Here is a 20,093-nt window from a genome sequence, read left to right as displayed (position 1 = left end):
TCATAAACGTGTTACCAATGCGAATTATAAGGGTTAAAGGTATGGTAAAAAGCGATAAATGTTATCCAGACTGACGATTACAACCCCACTATGAAACATATAAATCGTCTAATCAAATCAGCTTATAGTTGTGCTGATAGATGAGCTCATAAATGCTAGGGATTTAAGTTTCTTAGACCATCTGCCGAGAATAGATGTGAGTAAGCTGATAATGTATGAACGCTTTTTCTTAATTGCTTGAGGAAAAGGAGGGAGCCTTTTCCATCAAAGCCTCTTCTATATAGATTTGCTGAGTTAGTTATGGATACAACTAACCAATGCCTCTGAGTCTTTTACCTCTGAGTAAGTGTGTAATTACTTAATTAAGATAGTGTTAAATACTAAACAGTAATATTGACGTTTCTCGATTCAACTAGACCTCAAATTTTAGTTAGTCCTCTAATTGGGTTAATTCCCTACATTTAAATTTGGCAGTACAAAAGACTTCGCATTTGGATGAAGTCTTATCCAAAGTCCAGGATTCTCATTCAATTGACCGGCAGCTTCAGTTGTATCTTTACTTATAGTCATGTTTAAAACTTTCCTATAGGTTGTTATTTTGGCCGGCGCGGTATCGGCATCAACCACAGCTTGTACTAGTTTTTTAGCTTGTAAAATGGTTGCGGGCCCTAATGTAAGTATGTACTTTGCACTACGACACACAGCTTCATCTTTAGCACTCACCTTAGCACCACCAGCTTTAAACTTACTGATATGGTGCTCCAATATACTACTTGAAATAGGAATAATTCCAGCAACATGATCAGCTTTAGCGCCAGAATACGGCTTAATATAAGCCAGATGAGAAGCCTGATTCTCTTCAGGACCATGCCCGATAAAAAATATATCTAATCCGCCAAGTGCCTCCATTTTATTTAAATACTCCGTCATAGCTTGCTCTAGGTCGGTGCAATCCGTTTGCATAGGGATAAAACGTTTAATTTTTGTAAAAAAAGCGAGACCTAAAATTCGCTCAAAGTCACGTACAAAACTAAAGCCGCTATCCATACTCATCGGCGCCAATGCGTCTTGTGTAAACACATTCAACCTTGATAATAGAGCGTCATGCTCAGTGTTTTTTGCTAATTCTCCTAACAGTCGGTGAAATTCTTGTCCTCCACGTCCACCGAGTAATGCGATATTAATATCGCCATGTTTGGTCTGAGCTGTATCAAACAACTCATTTAACATAGCTAAACCAACGTCCGCTTCAGATGCTAACACCACAGGGGTAAGCCCTTGATCAATTAACGACAACGAGAGGTCAGTATCCCTTGATAACCATAAGTTGTGATTCTCTTCAAATCTAATAAACGCTGAATGTTTCGACATTGTATTCACCTGTATAATTTAATTAACGCGTTTCCCCTCATTACTTTAACTGAGCGTATTGGGAAGGAGGGGATTATTTACTCAGTTGCCAACTCAAGATGCCATCAATCCGTTGGTCGCCAACCACAAAATTATTAAACTTAATATTTTGCGCATTTTCGACATTAAATAAGGTGTCGAATTTGTTAATTTGGATATTTTTAAATGTTACGTTACCTAAGGGTTGTTCCTCAGGTGCATGTACTTCCAAAACATTTGTCGCGTTTATTACGCGTATATTTTCAAACACTATGTTGTTATATGTGGAAGGGAATTTATCGACACCTTGTCGTGGGTAATTAAGTTGAAACCAAAAGAGGTTATGAAAACTCTCCACCATAAAGTCTCGGATATAAATGTTTTCAACTAACCCACCTCGGTCTAAATTTGCTTTAAATCGAAATGCGGAGTCCCCTTTTCTCAAAATGTTGTTGTGAAAAAACATATTTTTCACACCGCCTGACATTTCACTGCCAATTGCAATGCCATCTTCTCCTCCCATATCGTTATGGCGAACCACAATATTAGTACTAGGAACACCAATAGTTCGACCATCTAAATCACGTCCTGACTTGATAACAACCGCGTCATCCCCTGTACGAAACCAAGCGTTCTCAATTAATACATTACTGCTCGACTCAACATCAACACCATCATTATTACCTATATGACTATCAACCCGAATCCCCTGCACCGTTACGTTATTAGCATAAACTAAGTGTGTCACCCAAAAAGGCGAGTTCACACTTAAGTAATCTTGTAACAATATTCGTTGTGCATTAAAAAACTGGACTAAAGGCGGGCGAAGGTATTCTCCAACTGTGAATATACGTTGTTCAAGCGGTGTCAAATTTGCGCCCATTTCTCGTAGTTTTAAATAGCTAGGTTTTGCTTTGGACATCCAATTAATAAATTGACTTTTTTCATTGCCATCTAACGTGCCTTTTCCTGTAATAGCGACATCTTCAACATTAGCGGCATAAACGAGAGGGGAGTAAGAATATACCTCTGTGCCTTCCCAGCGTGTTTTAACCGCTGGTAAATAATCATCTGGTTCGCCAGAAAAGACAACTCGGGCACCTTCTGAAAGATGTAAATTAATTTTACTTTTTAAATGAATAGGGCCTTTAGATGTCCATAGTCCAGCAGGTACGATAACCTTCCCGCCTCCCACTTTAATAGCAGCTTCTATCGCAGCTAAAATGGCAGGACGAGCGTCTTTATCTGTTCCACTTTGTGCGCCAAACTTTATAATATTAAATTCATTGTTTGGGATATTAGGCTTTTGAATAGCCGCAACTATTTTATCTGCCTCTAACCATGGGTCATTAGCAAAAACAAGATTATGACTTACCGATAAAACCAACAATAAAGCCATCACAAAGTTAGCAATATATTTCATACCTACTCCTATAACTAATGTATTTATTATTTGTTGTTACTGACAAGTCGTCGGCGCAGCGGCAATGATTTCGTCAAAACCGACAGTATATTCCGACAACCAAGGTGTTAAACCGTCTTTGCCAGCTGTAGCTAGAACATAATCACGTAAAGCCTCACCGGCAGGGAGTTTGTTTGCGTCAAGGGCGAGTTTTGATTCTGTACTATAATCACCATACATATATGGTGCAGTACCAACGAGTATATCAACCGAAGACGAGGAACCATTTGGCCGACAACTGCTATCGGATTCGAAAACAACACTGTCACTCACCTGTATATGCCCCTCTTCAACCACATCGCCTAAAATATTATTAGTCCAATCAGCTAACTCATCACCTTTGTCATTAATGGTTGGATTCATAAACAAATTAGCATCAACCGCCACACGGCCACCAACTCTGATACTCATAATATCTTTGCGATAACCGTAAAAAACATTGTTAATCAAATGCGTCTGGCCACGGCGAAGTAAAGGAACTCGGCGCATGGTATTAAATGAATTGGCTGCATAATATTCATCCGAAGTCACAAACAGATTATTTAATAAAGTAGAGGTGATTTGTTGGTTTATGGTTCGGCTGTCACTTGAGCCATGCAAAGCCGCACGTTTAACGTTAATTAATTTATTAAAAGATACGGTAATATCATGCGCCCCCACTTTGACATCAAATGCAGAGTCCCCCGTTGTATCAAATGTGTTTTGATGGATCCAGATATGATGAGAACCACCTGTTGATCTGATCATATCAGGGTCCAATGCATGATCTTCTGTGTGACCTGCCCCAACAAAGTAATTATTAGTAATAATGATGTTGTCACTTATATGAGTGGAAATTCCACTTGAATCCGAACCTATTTTAAAGCCATTAAATACAAATTTAACCTTAGCGCCACGTCCATCTATAGTGGTATTACTGTCAATCATATAATTACCGACCGGTAAATTACTGTTATTCAATTCAGTGTTAAAAAACCTTGATAAACAGTCGCTATTTGAAACACCTTTTAAAGAACACCAGGCATAAGGGTCACGACAAGTTGCCTCATCAACACCAAGTGAGGATGCTAATGACTCAGAACAATATGGCCGATACATCATAATTGACGTTTCATCAGCAAAATCTTTCTTATCAAAAACGATCCAGTTGTATTCAGACGATGAAATGGCCGATAAAATCTGTTCCTCTGGGTTATCCTTGGTAATCACAATCAATTTAGAACCACCATTGGAGTTATATCCCCCTGTGGTATCTTCGCCGTAACCAACAGGTACTCCTAATGACTCTGATAAACAAGCAACGATCTCTTGATCCGTTTGCAAAGCAGACTCTCGCCAATTAATTGCATCATTACTCATTAACTCTTCACAGCCTGCATTAAAATTGTTTGTTTGTTCATCCGAGCTATTCTCATCGTCATTAACCCTTGTTTCTTGGTCTGTTTGCGACGGATATTTAACCTCTGAACAAGCTGTCATAAAACACAATGAAAGGCAGATCAAAAGAGGGTTGAGTAGATTATTCATAATAATTTCCTAGTCAAAGTGGAACATTTGATTAGCGTTAGACTATCTATCGTTTCACTTATCAATACTGATAGAGGTTGCAATATTTCTACTACATTTTATTGGTAGTGAGAGGCAAAAAAGCAAAGCCTTAACATTGACACAATCTTTATATGTTAAGGCTCAGCTTAAGTTTGGTTATATTGGTATTTAGTTACTCGGTATATTCAATTTTAAAGTTATCGATGACAACAACTGCACCGCTTTCCGCTCTAAGTTGAATAAAGGATGTTGCCGTAGCGACAAACCCTTCAATTTCTATTGTTCCTGCAGAAAGCTCAGCAACTTTGACTGAATAAAACTTAGAATCACCACCATGAATAGACTTACCACTGCTTGATGAGTTGTTATCAACATACATCATAAAGCTGTTGTCTTGGTCACTAGCATCCGGCTCACTGGCACTGATAACATCAAAGCTAATTGTGTAAGCTTTACTCAGATCCAAGTCACCACTGACTGCGGTATCCGTGTCAGCGGTTTCAACATCAGGTGCCGTTTCGCCAATTGAAAAACGGGCATTATCAATAGTTAATTGACCATCCGTAATGGTTAATCGGCTACTACCGCCGGTTGCATTGTATAATGGCAGCGTGTCATCACTACTAATTGACGAATAATCGGCTGTGAAAAACACATCAGCGGTCGTTTCAAACATTTCAGAAACCACAGGTTGTACTTCAACATATTCAATTTTAAAGTTATCAATGACAACAACTGCACCGCTTTCCGCTCTAAGTTGAATAAAGGATGTTTCAGTAGCAACAAACCCTTCAATCTCTATTGTTCCTGCAGATAGCTCTGCAACTTTGACTGAATAGAACTTAGAATCGCCACCATGAATAGACTTACCACTGCTTGATGAGTTGTTATCAACATACATCATAAAGCTGTTATCTTGATCGCCAGCATCCGGCTCACTAGCACTGATAACATCAAAGCTAATTTTGTAAGCTTTACTCAGGTCCAAGTCACCACTGACTGTGGTATCCGTGTCAGCCGTCTCAACATCAGGTGCCGTTTCACCAATTGAGAATCGAGCATTATCGATGGTTAACTGACCATCCGTAATGGTTAATCGGCTGCTGCCCCCGGTTGCATTGTATAATGGCAGCGTGTCATCACTACTTAATGATGCATAATCCGCCGTAAAGAAGGTTTCAGATGTTGTATTGAAGCTTTCGCTCATCAATTCATTATTTGATACGTACTCAAAACGTAAGTTATCAATCTCGACATTACCGCCACTTTCGGCTCTGAACTGCAGAAATGAAGTGGCGGTACCAATAAATCCATCCACTTCAATAGTCCCAGGCGTTAAATCTGCAATTTTGACAGAGTAAAATTTTGATTCTGCACCGTGAATTGATTTATTACTGCTTGACGTATTGTTGTCCATATAAATAATGAAACTGTTGCCTTGATCTTCCGCATCTGGCTCTTCTGCACTAATAACGTCAAATACAATTTTATAAGGTTTGCTGAAATCAAATACACCAACCGTAGTGGTATCTGTCTCTGTTGTTGTATCTTTTTCGCCAATAGAGTGCCCTATCGTAAAGCGGTCAGCCGTAATCAATAACGTATTGGACTCAGTGACTACCGCCGTGCTTCCCGTTTTAAAGTACATTGGTGTTGAACTGTCATCTGGCAGCGATTTGTATTCAGCTGTGAAAAAATCTAATCCGTTATTTTCAAATGTTTCTTCAAAAAATACATTAGGATCTGCGTATTCAATTTTCAAATTGTTGAGCTCAATTTTGGCACCACTTTCTGCACGCAGTTGAATAAATGATGTTGACGTTGCAATAAAACCATCGAGTGTCACGGTTGAACCTGCTGATAACGATTCAACATCCACTGAGTAGAACTTAGAATCACTACCATGAATAGATTTACCGCTACTTGATGTATTATTGTCAACGTAAATCATGAAGTTAGTACTGGTATCTTCAGCATCCGTTTTGGTTGCATTAATGACATCGAAGCTTATTTTGTATGGTCTACTTAAGTCGAATACACCAGTTGTTACACTATCATCTGCGGAGGTTTCTAACTTGCTACCACCAGACTCTGGGGTATGATTACCCAAAGTGAATCGACTGTTGTCTAACACAATACTGTTCGAGTCAATTTCAATTGTGCCACCGGTTTTATAAAACATCGGTGTATCACTTCCTGTCATGCCAACTTCACCATTTACAGATTGAAACTCTGCAGTAAATAAGGTTTCAGCATCTGCGGCTTGGGTAAAATCAATGCTATATGGCAAAGAAACTTTAATAGGAACAGGCGCAACATAAGGTTCAATGGTGATCGAACTGATCACAATTTTACTGGTCCCTGTAGATGCAAATTGTAAAAAGGATTTTGCCGTTCCAACTTCAATTCCTGCGCCATTATTATCAATGATCATTTCACCAGCGGTGATTGCCGACACGTCAGTTTGGAAAATTAAAGAATCACTTCCATGCATTGAGTTTTCTGCTGATGAAGTGTCATTATCAACATAGATCTCAAACGAGTCGCTCGCGTCGCCTTGAGTGACTGAGTCAATAGTTAATACGATTTGATAAGGTCTGCTTAAATCCAATACACCACTACTGTTGCTGTCTGATGTAAGCGTAGATTCTTCTGGGAGATAGTCGCCCATTGTGAAACGACCGCCCGTTAATGCAAGACCACCAGCTTCTTGGGTAACAGTGCCACTGGTTAAAGCAAACATAGCAATATTATCAGCCTCGCCAGGTTGATCGTCTCCTGCGCTAGCAACGCCAGCTAGATTTAAGTATTCAGGGGAAAATACGTCTATTTCTGAATTAGCAGTTAAATCTACGGTCTCAGTAAACGAAATAGCACTTGGTGGGATAAACAGATCACTTGCATCGATTGAATCAGCCACCGTATTTATTCTCAAATTATCAATGGTAATATCGCCAGCACTATCGGTTCTAAACTGGAAGAATGAATTGGTAATGCTTGTATTTAATATGCCTCGGTCTGTAGCTGGATCTGAATTAGCGCCATTAACGACGTCTTCGCCCGGTAAATAAGTGTAAGAGAATTTACCAACCCCCACTGATTCATCTGCTGTAAACTCAGTCCAAGATGTTAAGTCAGAAAAGCTTTTTCCGAAAAACTTAGAAGCGTCACCATGGATTGATTTAGCTTGGCTAGTTGAGTTGTTGTCTATATATAACGACAAACCGCCTCCCACACCATGGGCCACAATATCAAAACTAATGGTAAATCCTTCGCTTATATTGTAAATACCTGTTCCCACGGAATCAGTCACATCCGTTTCGTTTTGAGTACCACTGTCATTTAATGGTGCTGCATTTCCAATGACAAAACGCGCGGCCGCTAATTGTAAAACACCACTAGTTGCGTCAACTTCTGGACTCCCACCCGATTTAACATAAAGTGGTCTGTCAGCTAACTTTTTAGATAAAAATTTATGAGAGGAAGTGAAAAAATTTTCCGTCGTTGTTGAAAAGTCTTCAATCAATTCAACACCCACATCGTCTTTCTTAGCTTCTAAACTGACTAACTCTATTTCGGTTTGCGAGGTTGTGAAGGTAAATAAGTTGACCTTCAAGTCTTCGTCAAAAGCACAATCATTAACTAACGTCGCTAACTCTGTATTAGTTGACGCCGTTGATTGGCATAAACTATAAACATCATCAACCGTATTGTAAGAGCGAGAAATCAAATAGCTCACTTGCTCACCTACCGTTAATTCGATCACTCGTTTACCAAAAACGAACTTATAGGTGCCACTGACGGTTACTAAATCTAAAGTAGAATCAGAATCTGTGTAGGTATAAGTACCATCTAATCCGTTATCGTCTGTTGGTGTAAAATTGTATTGGTTTGTAACAGCAGTTTGATTAACAATAGTCGGGTTAAAAACGACCCCATTAAACTTGGATACATCAAATGCATTTGGTTGCGTTAAACTAAGCTGGGCATCGACATAATCCACAAAGTTTTCAACGGCCACTTGTTTGCTAACTATGGTCGAGTTGACCGTGCCAGCATTGGGCAACCAAGTTTCAAATTCAGCGTCAAAATCGTCATCTTCACGATTGAAAAAGTCTTGTGCCGTCTCACCATCGGCCAGATTCATTGTCGCTGCATTAATGGCATCAGCGGCTATCGTAATACCGTTATTAGGATCACCGTCGGCATCTAATGTTTGCAATAAACGTAATGTATTTGTCACACTTTGATTAAATACTGTGTCCGTTTTAAATACTTGCAACGGGGTTACATAATTAGCACCCGATGTCGCAGGGAACTCAATTTCGCCTATATGGAAAGTAATTGAATCACCTCGAAAGTAATCAAAATTACCATTCTCATCAGTCACACCAGTTATTACTTCAGACACCCCACTCGCCTGTCTGTTAATTTTATATTGCAAACCAGCTACAGGTGCATCAACAAATTGGCCAACTAACGGCGGCGCCGGTTCTTCTACAACATTTATGGTACTTTCGCCACCACAACCAGCTAACACAAGTGCTGTTAATAGACTTGTCATTAATTTATTTTTATTCTTCATACATCCCTCCTGAGGATGAGTAGATACAGCGAACGCTTCGCTCTACCCACAACTTAAAATTTATTACTCAAATTATTATTTTTGTTATTGATTAATAAAACTTATAAGTCAGTCCCAATTGATATGATGAGCCGTAAAACTCATGTTTAAACGCGACATTACCACCCGACATTTCGTTACCTTCTATGTAACGTAAGTCCACTTCTTCGGTTAGGTTAATAGCGTCAAAATACATGGATAAATTTTTGCTGATATCGTACTTAACTTTAAAATCAACGGTAGATATAGCATCGATGTAGCGATCTCCCCAGGCTCTACATTCTGTAGGGTCAGAAAGGTCGGCATCTGAAGGACATGCAGAAATAGCATCAAGAATTTCGGAACGATAATTACCAATCACCCGCGCCGAGAACCCTTTATTTTCCCAACCTATTGCTAAGTTTGCTGTAATGTCAGCTTGGCTTGGCATCTTCATTTTTTCCGCTCTGATTTTTTCATCAACCTGAGCTTCACTATCTAAAAATGTGGTGTTGGATTGAATAAAGAAACCGGATTCAAAAAATTGGTTGTAACTTAATTCAATGCCCATTACAGATGCTTTATCACCATTTAGGGTAATATTAATATCGTTAAGAACTAAGTCTTGAGGAATAGCAAAGGCACTAATATGATCAACCGGTAAACTTAGTGGTAAGTTATTGATCCTGTCTTTAATACCAACCGCATCATAGATAAAATTGTCTATATTTTTATAAAAGATCGACGCTTCTAAAAATAAATCTTTTGTTGGATACCAACTAATTGAAGAGTCGAAGTTAGTAGAGCTCATGGCTACAAGATTAGGGTTACCTACTTTTAACGCATTTTCACTGCCTAACACATAACCTTGAAGTTCAATTGCATTCGGGCTGCCTAGATCTCCTGGGTTATCATTACAATTAGTTAAATCATGTGGGTCACATAAAACAATTCGACTATCTAACTGGGCAAAGGCACGAGCTTGATTAAACGATGGGCGTGTATAACTAGTCCAAATAGAGCCCCGAATTAACACTTGTTCTGTTGGTTCGTATCGTAAATGGGCACTTGGGTAGTATTCACTGTAGGTTATTTTGGCATCTGGTAATGCAACATTAATGTCTAAACTATTGTCACCACCAAAATTAAATTTATCGTTATTTATCGACAAATACCCCGTCGATGAAAATTCAGTATGGACATAACGAACGCCAGTAATCAACGACATATCATCTGCTAATTGAAGCTCTGTCATTGCATAAATAGCATACGCATCTTCACTGATAGAATAATCATCACGGGTGCTTTCGAAAGTCGTGCCACCAGCCGTAGCTGAATAGGCTAAATCGGTTCCAAGTGCAGTAATATTCTCTACTTCTGAACGTATTGGCAATGGATATGAGAAGTTGCCCGTACTAGGTATTTCATTGATGTAGTCGTCTAATGTTGATGTTTGCATAGCAATACAAGCTGCATTTTCATTGCAATCACCATCTGCAGGAATAAAGCTCCAACGGTCTTTGCCACGTTTATGCGTTCGAGAGCTAGATGTACCACCAACTTTCACATAATTAACAAACTCAGAATCAAATTCTTGTTTTATATTAAGTTTAAAGTTTTCAATTTCGTCGGTACGTTCACTGTCTTCAAGAAAGATATTATCCAAATCAAAATTAGATAATTGGCTCACATCCCCTTGTACATCCGCATTATTACCACCAACAAATACAGCAGCATCTAATCCCGAAATTGATGCAGCTTCTTCAGGTGAGACAACACGTGCATTGATGTGATCTCGTAACCCTTGACCCAAAACGATTAAATCACGTTCACGAAACTGCGCTCGACGGCCATCTTTTATTTCTGAAACAGATTCAGAAAATGCATATTCATAATCAATGGTGGTTGCTTCACCAAGTAAGTTCTTACCGCCAATACTAAAAGTAGTGGTCACGTTATCGCCTTCTTGGATGAAATATTGATTTTGTAAATCGATATCCGTCACTAAGAATTCTTTAGTGGTACCATTGACGTAAGCAGTCTCACCACCACCGATAGGATCAGCATCAGCGAAGTCAAATTTTTCACGTAATGCGATGTCGTTGTCGGCATAACTAGAATAATTAGCACGAATATAATATTGACTTAAGTCAGTTGGACGAAACTCTAGATTTATATTTGCTGTTGCTCTTTCACGTTCCGCATCTTCTAATCTTTTTTCAAATTGACTCGGGGCAATAATAGTTGCACCAAACGGAGTGACACTGGTAACACTGCCATCTACATAACCAACATCGGTCTGTCTAAAGGTCATTGCGGTGGTATCATGTTGGCGAAATTCTTCGACGTGGGTTTTACGGTTTTCTATACCAGCTGAGTAACCGATACCTATCGTGTCATCCAACAAAAGTGACGTCCCATCGAAGGTAAACTTAGGAGAGTGTTGTTGGCTCAGGTTTTGATATGAATTTTGTAGTTTTAATTTAAAAGAATCTTTGCCTTTATCGTATGCAGAAATTGCTTTTACATTAACTAAGCCACCAATTGAATTAAGGTTCATTTCAGGTGTTAACGTTTTAAATACCTCAATGGCCCCTAAAGAATCACCGGTAATACCATCTAAACCAACTTTTCGGTCGTCACCGGCACCAGCCAATTCAGAACCATTCATTGAAACCGAGACAAAGTTAGGACCAAGGCCACGGATGGCAACATGGGTTCCTTCCCCTTCATTACGTTCCAAAGTTACGCCTGGTAAACGTCGTAATGACTCAGCTACATTTTGATCAACAAAGTTACCTAAATCATCCGTTGCAACCACAGAACTATAAGCATCATTATCACGCTCCATGCCACGGGCTTTCAGATCAGCAAGGCGGACACCTTTAACTTCAATGACTTCTACATCTTGTTCTTTTTTATCTTTACTCTCTGGCTCATTATCTTTTGCGTTGACACCCATCGCTAAAAAAATACAAGCTGAAAGAGCCTTGTATGGAAATTTTGTAGCCATACTATATACCCCAAATACCTCTCTAAAGAGGCTCCTGTTGACTTCCGTGGCAACTGCGTAAATACCACATTCTATTATTATTATTTGAATACCAATGACATTCGAAAGTGCGACATTCACTGTAATTTGGTCTAAACAAATCAAATTCAGAAGAATATTTATACTTTATTATTATATTTTGCCACCGGTGGCATAAAAAACTAGCATTATGTTAATTAGTTTGTCAATATATATTTTTCAGGGACAATTCCATTGATTACATAAGAGAAAAGATCATGACTAGAGGTACTAAACAATTTATTTACAGCGCATTAATTCTACTTTTTTCTTTTGTTTTCTCTCTATTTAGTCATGCTCAAGACCCCGCATTTGAAGGTGCTTTAGGTTTTGGTCAACAGACTAAAGGTGGGCAAGGAGGCGAAATTTATACGGTTACTTCATTATCGGACTCTGAGCAACAAGGCACCTTACGTCATGCAATTAAACAAAAGAAAGTTAGAATTATTCAGTTTGCCGTTTCTGGAATAATCCAATTAACAAAGCCACTTAAAATAAATACTGGTCATATTACAATTCAAGGCCAAACCTCTCCAAATGGTGTAGCCATAGTTGGCGCCCCTTTTAGTGTGTCGGCCAATGAAGTTATTATTCAACATTTACGTTTTAGGTTAGGCACATATGGTTATGCTGATGACGCGCTAACAGTACGCAATAGCCACAATGTCATTATTGACCACTGTTCAATTAGCTGGGGCACAGACGAAACGGCAAGTTTATATAACAATACTAACTTCACCTTGCAAAATTCCATTATCTCCAACAGTTTAAACAAATCTATCCACCCAAAAGGTGATCACGGATACGGCGGTATTTGGGGCGGGCGTAATGCATCTTTTATCAATAACTTAGTGGCTAATCATATGAGTCGTACGCCTAGATTAAATGGGCACCGTTTAAAATCGCCCTACTCTGCTGAAGAAGAATACGTAGAATTGGTCAATAACATTATTTACAACTGGGGCAGTAATTCAGTCTATGGTAGTGAAAATGGCCGATTCAGCCTAGTTAACAATTATTATTTACCAGGGCCTGACACAAAAGCAAAGCGCATGTTAGACCTTTGGTTTAGTGATAAAATAGCGGATCCACAAGCCTATATTCATGGCAATTATTACCAAGGTAAGAACTGGCAAGACGATAACTTGTTAGGTGTTATATTGCGTGACAAAAATAAAAAGAAAATAGCAGGAAACTCTGTGCCAAGTTTATTCAGTGACAAACCGATAAAACTTGGCAAGAACAGTTTATTACTTACCACTCCTTTAACTGCACAAGTTGCCTATAAACAACTTATTGATGAAAGAAATGTAGGCGCTTTTAAAACTAAAAGTGGCAAATTTCATGACTCGGTAGATCAACAAGTATTTGAACAAATTGAAAGTTCATTAGCAGGTCATAAACTCAGTTCGGGCATTCTTGATCATGAAAAACAGCAAATTGAATCAATTGCAAAATACCACATGGAGTTTCAAAGCAAGTCATAAGTTTAATGGTTATACCAAATAAACATTTAGCCTTGCGAAGGAAGACAAGTAGGGCTAAACAACTCCCTTCCTTTTGTTATTTATTATTCAATTAAATAGAACATACTCTTAACTTTTTTCAAATTTACTAAACCTACCTCAGATAATAGTATTTACCCAAGGTATCACAGTGGTCTTTGATTATTAAGCCAAGAATGAACTTGTAGGGTATATCATGAAAACAGCAGAAGTAGGCACATTAAACAATACAACACCAATACCTGGATTAGCACTTGTTGCCGAAGGCGGTGGACAACGTGGTGCTTTTACTGCTGGCGTTTTAGATTATTGGCAAGTGGCAAAGTTTAATCCCTTCGAAATTTTAGTGGGCACATCCGCAGGAGCTCAAAATGTAGCGAGTTACATAAGTAACCAAACGGGTTATGCCTACAGCTTGATCAACGACTTAACTCGTAATATCCAGTTTTTTAATCCATGGCGTGTATTTAGTAATAACAATGTGATGGATCTTGATTGGTACTTTGAACAAACCCAAAAAAGCAGATACCTATTTGACTATGTTCAGGCAGACATAAACGCGGTGAATCGCAAAGTGCGTTTTGCTGCGGCTAATTTGACCAAGCTGACCACAGAGTTAATTGATCCCGTTGAGGATGGCTGGCAAAACGCATTAAAACACTCTAGCGCTATTCCATATTTATATAAGTCAAAAGACTTAGTCGACGGAGGCGTTACCGCGCCTATTCCAGTTCATGAGGCCTATCAGCTTGGTGCTCACAATATATTAGTCATTAGGACAAGTGACGAGACCAAAGAGGTTATACCTAAACCGGTTAAACAATTAAAACCCCTATTGTGCAGAGAAAACCACTGCCCTCAATTTATTAAATTGTTAGATAAACATGAAACAACCTACAGACAAGCGGAACAATTTATTCAAACGCCTCCCATAGGTGTAAAAGTAATGGCAATAAGGCCAACAAAACCTTTAAAAACAAAGGTTTTAGGCAGTTCACAACAAGAGATTATTCATGATTACAAACATGGTCTTGAACTAGGCAAAGCCTTTATTGAGCAACATTCAACTAACTTAGTCACACATTAAACCGTCATTTATTTTTATGCATTACGCAATCGATTTTACAAATTAGTAAATGACACACTCTCAACTATCTTTGATAAACAAACATTATCAGTAATTCCTTTAAGGGGATAAAAAAATGGAAAACAATACTAACGGTAAATGCCCTTTTGGCCATGGTAGTAATACACAAGTGGGTGGCCACGGCACAAAAAATATGGATTGGTGGCCTGAACAGTTAAACGTAAAAATACTACGTCAAAACGACACTAAGTCTGATCCAATGGCTCATGACTTTGATTACGCAACCGCATTTAATCAGTTAGATTTAAAACAGATAAAACGTGATTTGTATGAACTAATGACCGACTCGCAAGATTGGTGGCCAGCTGATTATGGCCATTATGGTCCACTTTTTATTCGAATGGCTTGGCATAGTGCCGGAACCTATAGAACGTCCGATGGACGAGGTGGTGCATCAACAGGCACACAACGCTTTGCACCATTAAACAGCTGGCCTGATAATGGCAACTTAGATAAAGCCAGACGTTTGTTATGGCCAATAAAACAAAAGTACGGCAAACATATATCTTGGGCTGATTTAATGATCCTTGCAGGTAACTGTGCGATAGAGTCTATGGGCTTAAAAACCTTTGGATTTGGCGGTGGACGTGAAGACGTTTGGCACCCAGAAGAAGATATTTATTGGGGCGCAGAAAAAGAATGGTTAACGGACAAACGTTATACTGGAGAGCGTGATCTAGAAAACCCATTAGCAGCGGTAGAGATGGGATTGATTTATGTAAACCCAGAAGGACCTAATGGTGAACCAAGTGCCCTTGCCTCGGCTAAAGATATTAGAGAAACTTTTGCTCGTATGGCAATGGATGATGAAGAAACGGTTGCTCTTATTGCTGGAGGTCACACGTTTGGTAAATGCCACGGGGCGGGTGATGCGGCACATGTTGGCCCAGAGCCAGAGGCTGCACCACTTGAAAATATGGGACTTGGCTGGATCAGCTCACACGGTTCGGGAAGTGGTGATGACACGATTACCAGTGGTATTGAAGGTGCCTGGACAGCGAACCCAACAAAGTGGGATATGGGCTACTTTGATGTATTATTTGGTTATGACTGGGATTTAGTGAAAAGCCCAGCAGGTGCATGGCAATGGGTTCCAGTTAATCCGAATAGCGAACATTTAGCCCCAAGCGCGCATGATCAATCTAAAAAAGTAACCACTATCATGACCACCGCAGATATGGCGTTACGAATGGATCCAAGTTATGCCACTATTTCAAAACGTTTTCATGCTAACCCTGAGTTATTTTCCGATGCATTTGCTCGAGCTTGGTTTAAATTAACACACCGAGATATGGGGCCAAAGACTTGCTTATTAGGGGAAGAAGTACCTGAGGAAGAGTTAATTTGGCAAGACCCTGTACCTGTAGTGAATTATCAACTTATTGATGACAATGACATTTCCTTACTTAAACAAGCATTAACAGATTCAGGCTTAACTGTCTCTGAAATGGCTTATACCGCATGGTCTTCTGCATCTACATACAGAAATTCAGACAAACGTGGTGGCGCTAATGGTGCTCGTATACGATTAGCTCCACAAAAAAACTGGGAAGTGAATCAACCTGAACAACTAGAATCCGTTTTGAACACGCTTGAGACAATTCAAAGTACATTTAATGCTAAACAAAACAATAAACAAGTATCTCTTGCTGATTTAATTGTAATTGCCGGTAATTACGCTGTAGAACAAGCGGCAAAAGCGGCCGGTGTAGACGTGGTTGTGCCATTTAGTGCTGGCCGAACTGATGCAAGTACAGAGCAAACAGATGCGGATTCATTTGCAGTGTTAGAACCTAAAGTGGATGGTTTTCGTAATTACATTACTGCGGCTTCATCAATATCGCCGGAGGAACTGTTATTAGATAAAGCTCAATTGTTAACCTTAACTCCGCCAGAAATGACTGTGCTTGTTGGTGGGTTAAGAACAATGAAAATAAACTATCAAGATAATAATTTAGGCGTGTTGACTGAGCAAGTTGGTATTTTAAACAATGACTATTTTGTTAACTTATTAGACATGAATACAAAATGGCAAAAAGCCGATAAACGTTTTCACTTTATTGGGCTTGATAGACAAACAGGTTCAGAAAAATGGACTGCAACGAGCGTTGATTTAGCCTTTGGTTCAAACTCTGAATTAAGAGCCATCGCTGAAGTTTACGCCAGTGACGATGCGAAAGTGAAATTTGTTGAAGACTTTGTCAAAGCTTGGACAAAAGTAATGAACTTGGACAGGTTTGACTTAGCTTAATTAGCAGATAACACTACTTTTATTTGATTAAAAACCGAGCGGTAAGCTCGGTTTTTTATGCACTTAATCTAACGACGATAACAGCCATTAAAACTTAATAACTTGTGAGAACAAAGGTAAATGCTCATCGACACGATGACTTACCATTACTATGGTTGACACTTTTAGTTCTGCGATCTTTGTTAAATACTGAAGGATTAGCGATCGATTTGCTTGATCTAGTCCTTGGGTAGGCTCATCAAGTACCAATAATTTAGGCTGTTTAACTAGTGCTCTGGCAATTAAGACTAATCGTTGTTCCCCATAACTTAATGACTGCCATGGTTCGTTAGCTTTATTAAATAAATCAAACTGTTTTATCCAGTCAATAGCCACTTGTTTTTGTAGGCTGGTCACTTGTGAATACAAGCCAATTGAATCTTTGAATCCCGAAAGGACAATGGTCAAAACCGAACTATTTACCCGGTAGTTCCTATGTAAATCCGGACTCACTATCCCTAAGTGTTTTTTCACATCCCAGATGGATTCCCCTGATCCACGTTTATAACCCATTACGGTAACATTGTTACTATAACATTGTGGATTATCCCCAGTTATAAGCCCTAACAAGGTTGATTTACCACAACCATTAGGACCAATAATTAATGTATGCTGATCTGGTAAAATGGTTAAACTTAGGTTTTCGAAAATAACTTTTCGACTTAACGTTACCGTAGCTTCTATTATTTTCACTAAAGGATTTAACTCAAGAGTTTGAGATTGAAAGTTGTTTTTTATAAATGCCTCATCCAGATCGGTTACCGAAAACGCCTGCTCTAGCGTCGTTTGTTGTTCACGTTCAGTTAAATGAGATAATGACAAAAGTTTTCCTGTTTGAAGTAACATCAAATTTGTAACCCAAACAGGAATATCCACTGGATTATTGAGCATAAAAATAACGGATATGCCCATACCTGATAACTGACTTAACTGCTGGGCTAAATCGGCTCTAGATTGCAGATCAAGCTCATCAAATGGGTTATCCAATACAAGTAACTTTTTCTTTTCCAGCAGGGCTTTAATAATGAATAACTTTCGCCCCTCTCCGGAACTCAACAACCGAAACCCAGTGTCTAAACGATGCCTAAGGTTAAATCTATCAATAATGTCATTGTTCAATTCGTGTTTAGGTAAAAATTCTTTTACCGGCGTGCCAAAGTCAAATTCATCCGTCATATCGGTTTGTTCTATTGATAATTCATGTTCATAAACAGCTACAATGGATTCATGAGAAATGAGAGCAACGTCATTCACGTCTGGCAGAATAAGCGTATCAGCATTTATTTGTGTCGTTAACTCTCCAGTCAAAATCATATCAAGATATTGCTTACCAGCACCATTTCGACCTAATACCGCACAGGACTCACCTAGCGTTAATGTCCATTGTTTCACTTGGATTTTGGGGTGCTCTAACGCTTGAATTGATAACATAAGAAAAGTAGCTTGTTCAACCTAGAAAATAAAACAAGGATACCTACAATATATTTTATTGCATTGAGTTAATCGCAACTAATAATTGTAGAAATTGGGCTACTCCCCTTATTCCCCCTAATCTTTAATAGAAAGTGAATAATAAAATTACAACGTTTTATTAACTCGACTTTTACTTGTTATTCACTGCCTGTTTATCTTTTCACTAAAGGCTGTATTTTGTTAAAGCATACCGATATCATTGATTTTTAGGTTAAATATAATGTTATATGTCTGAGATTGAGATAAATTCTGCGTTTAACGCTTTAAGAGCTTCTCTTACGTCATACGCACCAATCAGTTATAATACTTGGTCTGAGTTTAAAGCGATTTGTAAATTGAGATCGATTAATAAACAGCAGACGCTTTATCACCTGGATAAAGTTCCTACTTCTTATGCGTACCTTTATCAGGGCTTAATCCGAGGCTTTACTTTTGATGAAAAAGGCAATGAGTACAACAAAGTATTTTTTGATGAAGGCATGTTCCCAGGTTCAATGACCGCTTTGCTAACATCAACACCATCTATGTTAGCTTGTGAGGCGTTGGAAGATTCATTAATTATTGAAATAGATTTTAAAGCCTATCGGAAACTTCTTGTTGAAAATCACGAATTAAAACTATTTCAAATCTATTACTTAGAAAAAAACTGGGTATTAGCGAAAGAAGCACGCGAAATAGAAATCGTACAACGTGATGCCACAGCTCGTTATTTACAATTTGTTGAACAATACTCCAACCTTGTCCATCGATTACCGCAATACCATATAGCCTCTCATCTAGGTATTACCCCTACCCAATTAAGTCGAATTAGAAAAAACATTTAACTTCTGCTTATTTATCTAAATATCAACCTATGTAAATGAGTTTCACTTAAGCCCTCTTTAATATGCGTTTCTTCGCTGAGTCGTTAAGCCCTCTCGGCTTTACTACCGAGCATTTAACACAACAAAATAAAGAAGGTATAAGATGGAATTAGAAAACGCATTACAGTGGCGCTATTCAGTCAAACAGTTTTCCGAACAAAAAGTTTCACAGCAGAACCTAAACACACTGCTAGAGTTAACTCGTTTAAGTGCTTCTTCTTATGGATTACAGCCTTATAAAATAATCGTTATTGAGTCCGCCGTTATCCGGCAGCAACTAGTGCCTTATTCATACGGGCAAGATAAAGTAGCAAATAGTTCACACTTAATTATATTTGCAGCTCAAACTGAAATAGGTAATGCAACCGTTGACCGCTATATTACAAAACATAATCAAATAACCAATTCAACGTCTGAGCAATTAGCCCCGTATGCCAATCATATGAAAATGGCATTAAAGCAAAAAAGCGATGAACAAAAACAGCAGTGGGCGCATCAACAAGCGTATATAGCACTGGGCAATTTTATAACTTGTGCAGCCGCAATGAAAATAGACACTTGCCCGATGACTGGTTTTGACACAACAAAATACGATTCCATTCTTGCGTTAGAAAGTGAAGGACTAACAGCCTCCGTCATTTGCCCTATTGGTTATCGTAGCCAAGACGACGCACAAGCCGCAATGCCAAAAGTAAGGTTCGCTTTTGATGAGCTGATGATCTTTAAAAGCTAATTGGATCCAC

Annotated in this window: 11 protein-coding genes; 5 read left to right on the top strand and 6 right to left on the bottom strand. The window is 38.8% G+C overall.

Annotation, left to right across the window (positions count from 1 at the left end; translation table 11 throughout):
• Positions 1–447: 447 nt before the first annotated feature.
• From RT723_RS15595 to RT723_RS15575, 5 genes are all read right to left on the bottom strand, one after another.
• On the bottom strand, positions 448–1,371 hold the full coding sequence (locus RT723_RS15595) for a 6-phosphogluconolactonase (protein WP_315948007.1): 924 nt from the start codon (positions 1,369–1,371) through the stop codon (positions 448–450).
• Between the two features lie 73 nt (positions 1,372–1,444).
• A complete protein-coding gene (locus RT723_RS15590) occupies positions 1,445–2,812 on the bottom strand; it encodes a glycoside hydrolase family 28 protein (protein WP_315948006.1) in 1,368 nt (455 codons plus the stop codon).
• A 36-nt stretch (positions 2,813–2,848) separates the two neighbouring features.
• Positions 2,849–4,378, bottom strand: coding sequence for a pectate lyase family protein (locus tag RT723_RS15585; protein ID WP_315948005.1), 1,530 nt, complete (start codon positions 4,376–4,378; stop codon positions 2,849–2,851).
• A gap of 193 nt (positions 4,379–4,571) precedes the next feature.
• Positions 4,572–8,984: a hypothetical protein gene (locus RT723_RS15580; RefSeq protein WP_315948004.1), complete on the bottom strand. Its 4,413-nt coding sequence runs from the start codon at positions 8,982–8,984 to the stop codon at positions 4,572–4,574.
• 91 nt (positions 8,985–9,075) lie between these two features.
• On the bottom strand, positions 9,076–12,015 hold the full coding sequence (locus RT723_RS15575) for a TonB-dependent receptor (RefSeq protein ID WP_315948003.1): 2,940 nt from the start codon (positions 12,013–12,015) through the stop codon (positions 9,076–9,078).
• Between the two features lie 275 nt (positions 12,016–12,290).
• Here RT723_RS15575 and RT723_RS15570 point away from each other — a divergent pair, with 275 nt between their 5' ends.
• The 3 genes from RT723_RS15570 (at position 12,291) to katG (ending at position 16,975) form a co-directional block, all read left to right on the top strand.
• Positions 12,291–13,559: a pectate lyase family protein gene (locus tag RT723_RS15570; RefSeq protein ID WP_315948002.1), complete on the top strand. Its 1,269-nt coding sequence runs from the start codon at positions 12,291–12,293 to the stop codon at positions 13,557–13,559.
• A gap of 214 nt (positions 13,560–13,773) precedes the next feature.
• Entirely contained in the window at positions 13,774–14,664 is an 891-nt protein-coding gene (locus RT723_RS15565) for a patatin-like phospholipase family protein (protein WP_315948001.1), read from the top strand.
• Between the two features lie 115 nt (positions 14,665–14,779).
• Positions 14,780–16,975, top strand: a complete 2,196-nt coding sequence (gene katG / locus RT723_RS15560; protein ID WP_315948000.1) for a catalase/peroxidase HPI — start codon at positions 14,780–14,782, stop codon at positions 16,973–16,975.
• An 87-nt stretch (positions 16,976–17,062) separates the two neighbouring features.
• Here katG and RT723_RS15555 read toward each other — a convergent pair whose 3' ends face one another.
• Positions 17,063–18,445, bottom strand: coding sequence for an ATP-binding cassette domain-containing protein (locus RT723_RS15555; RefSeq protein ID WP_315947999.1), 1,383 nt, complete (start codon positions 18,443–18,445; stop codon positions 17,063–17,065).
• 269 nt (positions 18,446–18,714) lie between these two features.
• On the opposite strand from RT723_RS15555, the gene RT723_RS15550 reads away from it, so the two are divergent.
• Together RT723_RS15550 and RT723_RS15545 are read left to right on the top strand one after the other, a co-directional pair.
• Positions 18,715–19,311: a Crp/Fnr family transcriptional regulator gene (locus tag RT723_RS15550; RefSeq protein ID WP_315947998.1), complete on the top strand. Its 597-nt coding sequence runs from the start codon at positions 18,715–18,717 to the stop codon at positions 19,309–19,311.
• A gap of 142 nt (positions 19,312–19,453) precedes the next feature.
• The gene (locus RT723_RS15545) at positions 19,454–20,083 is read left to right on the top strand and encodes an NAD(P)H-dependent oxidoreductase (RefSeq protein WP_315947997.1); all 630 of its coding nucleotides are present in this window, start codon (positions 19,454–19,456) and stop codon (positions 20,081–20,083) included.
• Positions 20,084–20,093 lie beyond the last annotated feature (10 nt).

Source organism: Psychrosphaera aquimarina (genome assembly GCF_032461525.1).
Lineage (GTDB): Bacteria > Pseudomonadota > Gammaproteobacteria > Enterobacterales > Alteromonadaceae > Psychrosphaera > Psychrosphaera aquimarina.
The sequence above is the reverse complement of the archived record's forward strand: the minus strand, read 5'-3'. Positions and strand labels throughout refer to the sequence as shown.

Coding starts and splice junctions, on each gene's coding strand:
- RT723_RS15595 (WP_315948007.1), bottom strand. CDS start 1,371: ATGTCGAAACATTCAGCGTTTATTAGATTTGAAGAGAATCACAACTTA.
- RT723_RS15590 (WP_315948006.1), bottom strand. CDS start 2,812: ATGAAATATATTGCTAACTTTGTGATGGCTTTATTGTTGGTTTTATCG.
- RT723_RS15585 (WP_315948005.1), bottom strand. CDS start 4,378: ATGAATAATCTACTCAACCCTCTTTTGATCTGCCTTTCATTGTGTTTT.
- RT723_RS15580 (WP_315948004.1), bottom strand. CDS start 8,984: ATGAAGAATAAAAATAAATTAATGACAAGTCTATTAACAGCACTTGTG.
- RT723_RS15575 (WP_315948003.1), bottom strand. CDS start 12,015: ATGGCTACAAAATTTCCATACAAGGCTCTTTCAGCTTGTATTTTTTTA.
- RT723_RS15570 (WP_315948002.1), top strand. CDS start 12,291: ATGACTAGAGGTACTAAACAATTTATTTACAGCGCATTAATTCTACTT.
- RT723_RS15565 (WP_315948001.1), top strand. CDS start 13,774: ATGAAAACAGCAGAAGTAGGCACATTAAACAATACAACACCAATACCT.
- katG (WP_315948000.1), top strand. CDS start 14,780: ATGGAAAACAATACTAACGGTAAATGCCCTTTTGGCCATGGTAGTAAT.
- RT723_RS15555 (WP_315947999.1), bottom strand. CDS start 18,445: ATGTTATCAATTCAAGCGTTAGAGCACCCCAAAATCCAAGTGAAACAA.
- RT723_RS15550 (WP_315947998.1), top strand. CDS start 18,715: ATGTCTGAGATTGAGATAAATTCTGCGTTTAACGCTTTAAGAGCTTCT.
- RT723_RS15545 (WP_315947997.1), top strand. CDS start 19,454: ATGGAATTAGAAAACGCATTACAGTGGCGCTATTCAGTCAAACAGTTT.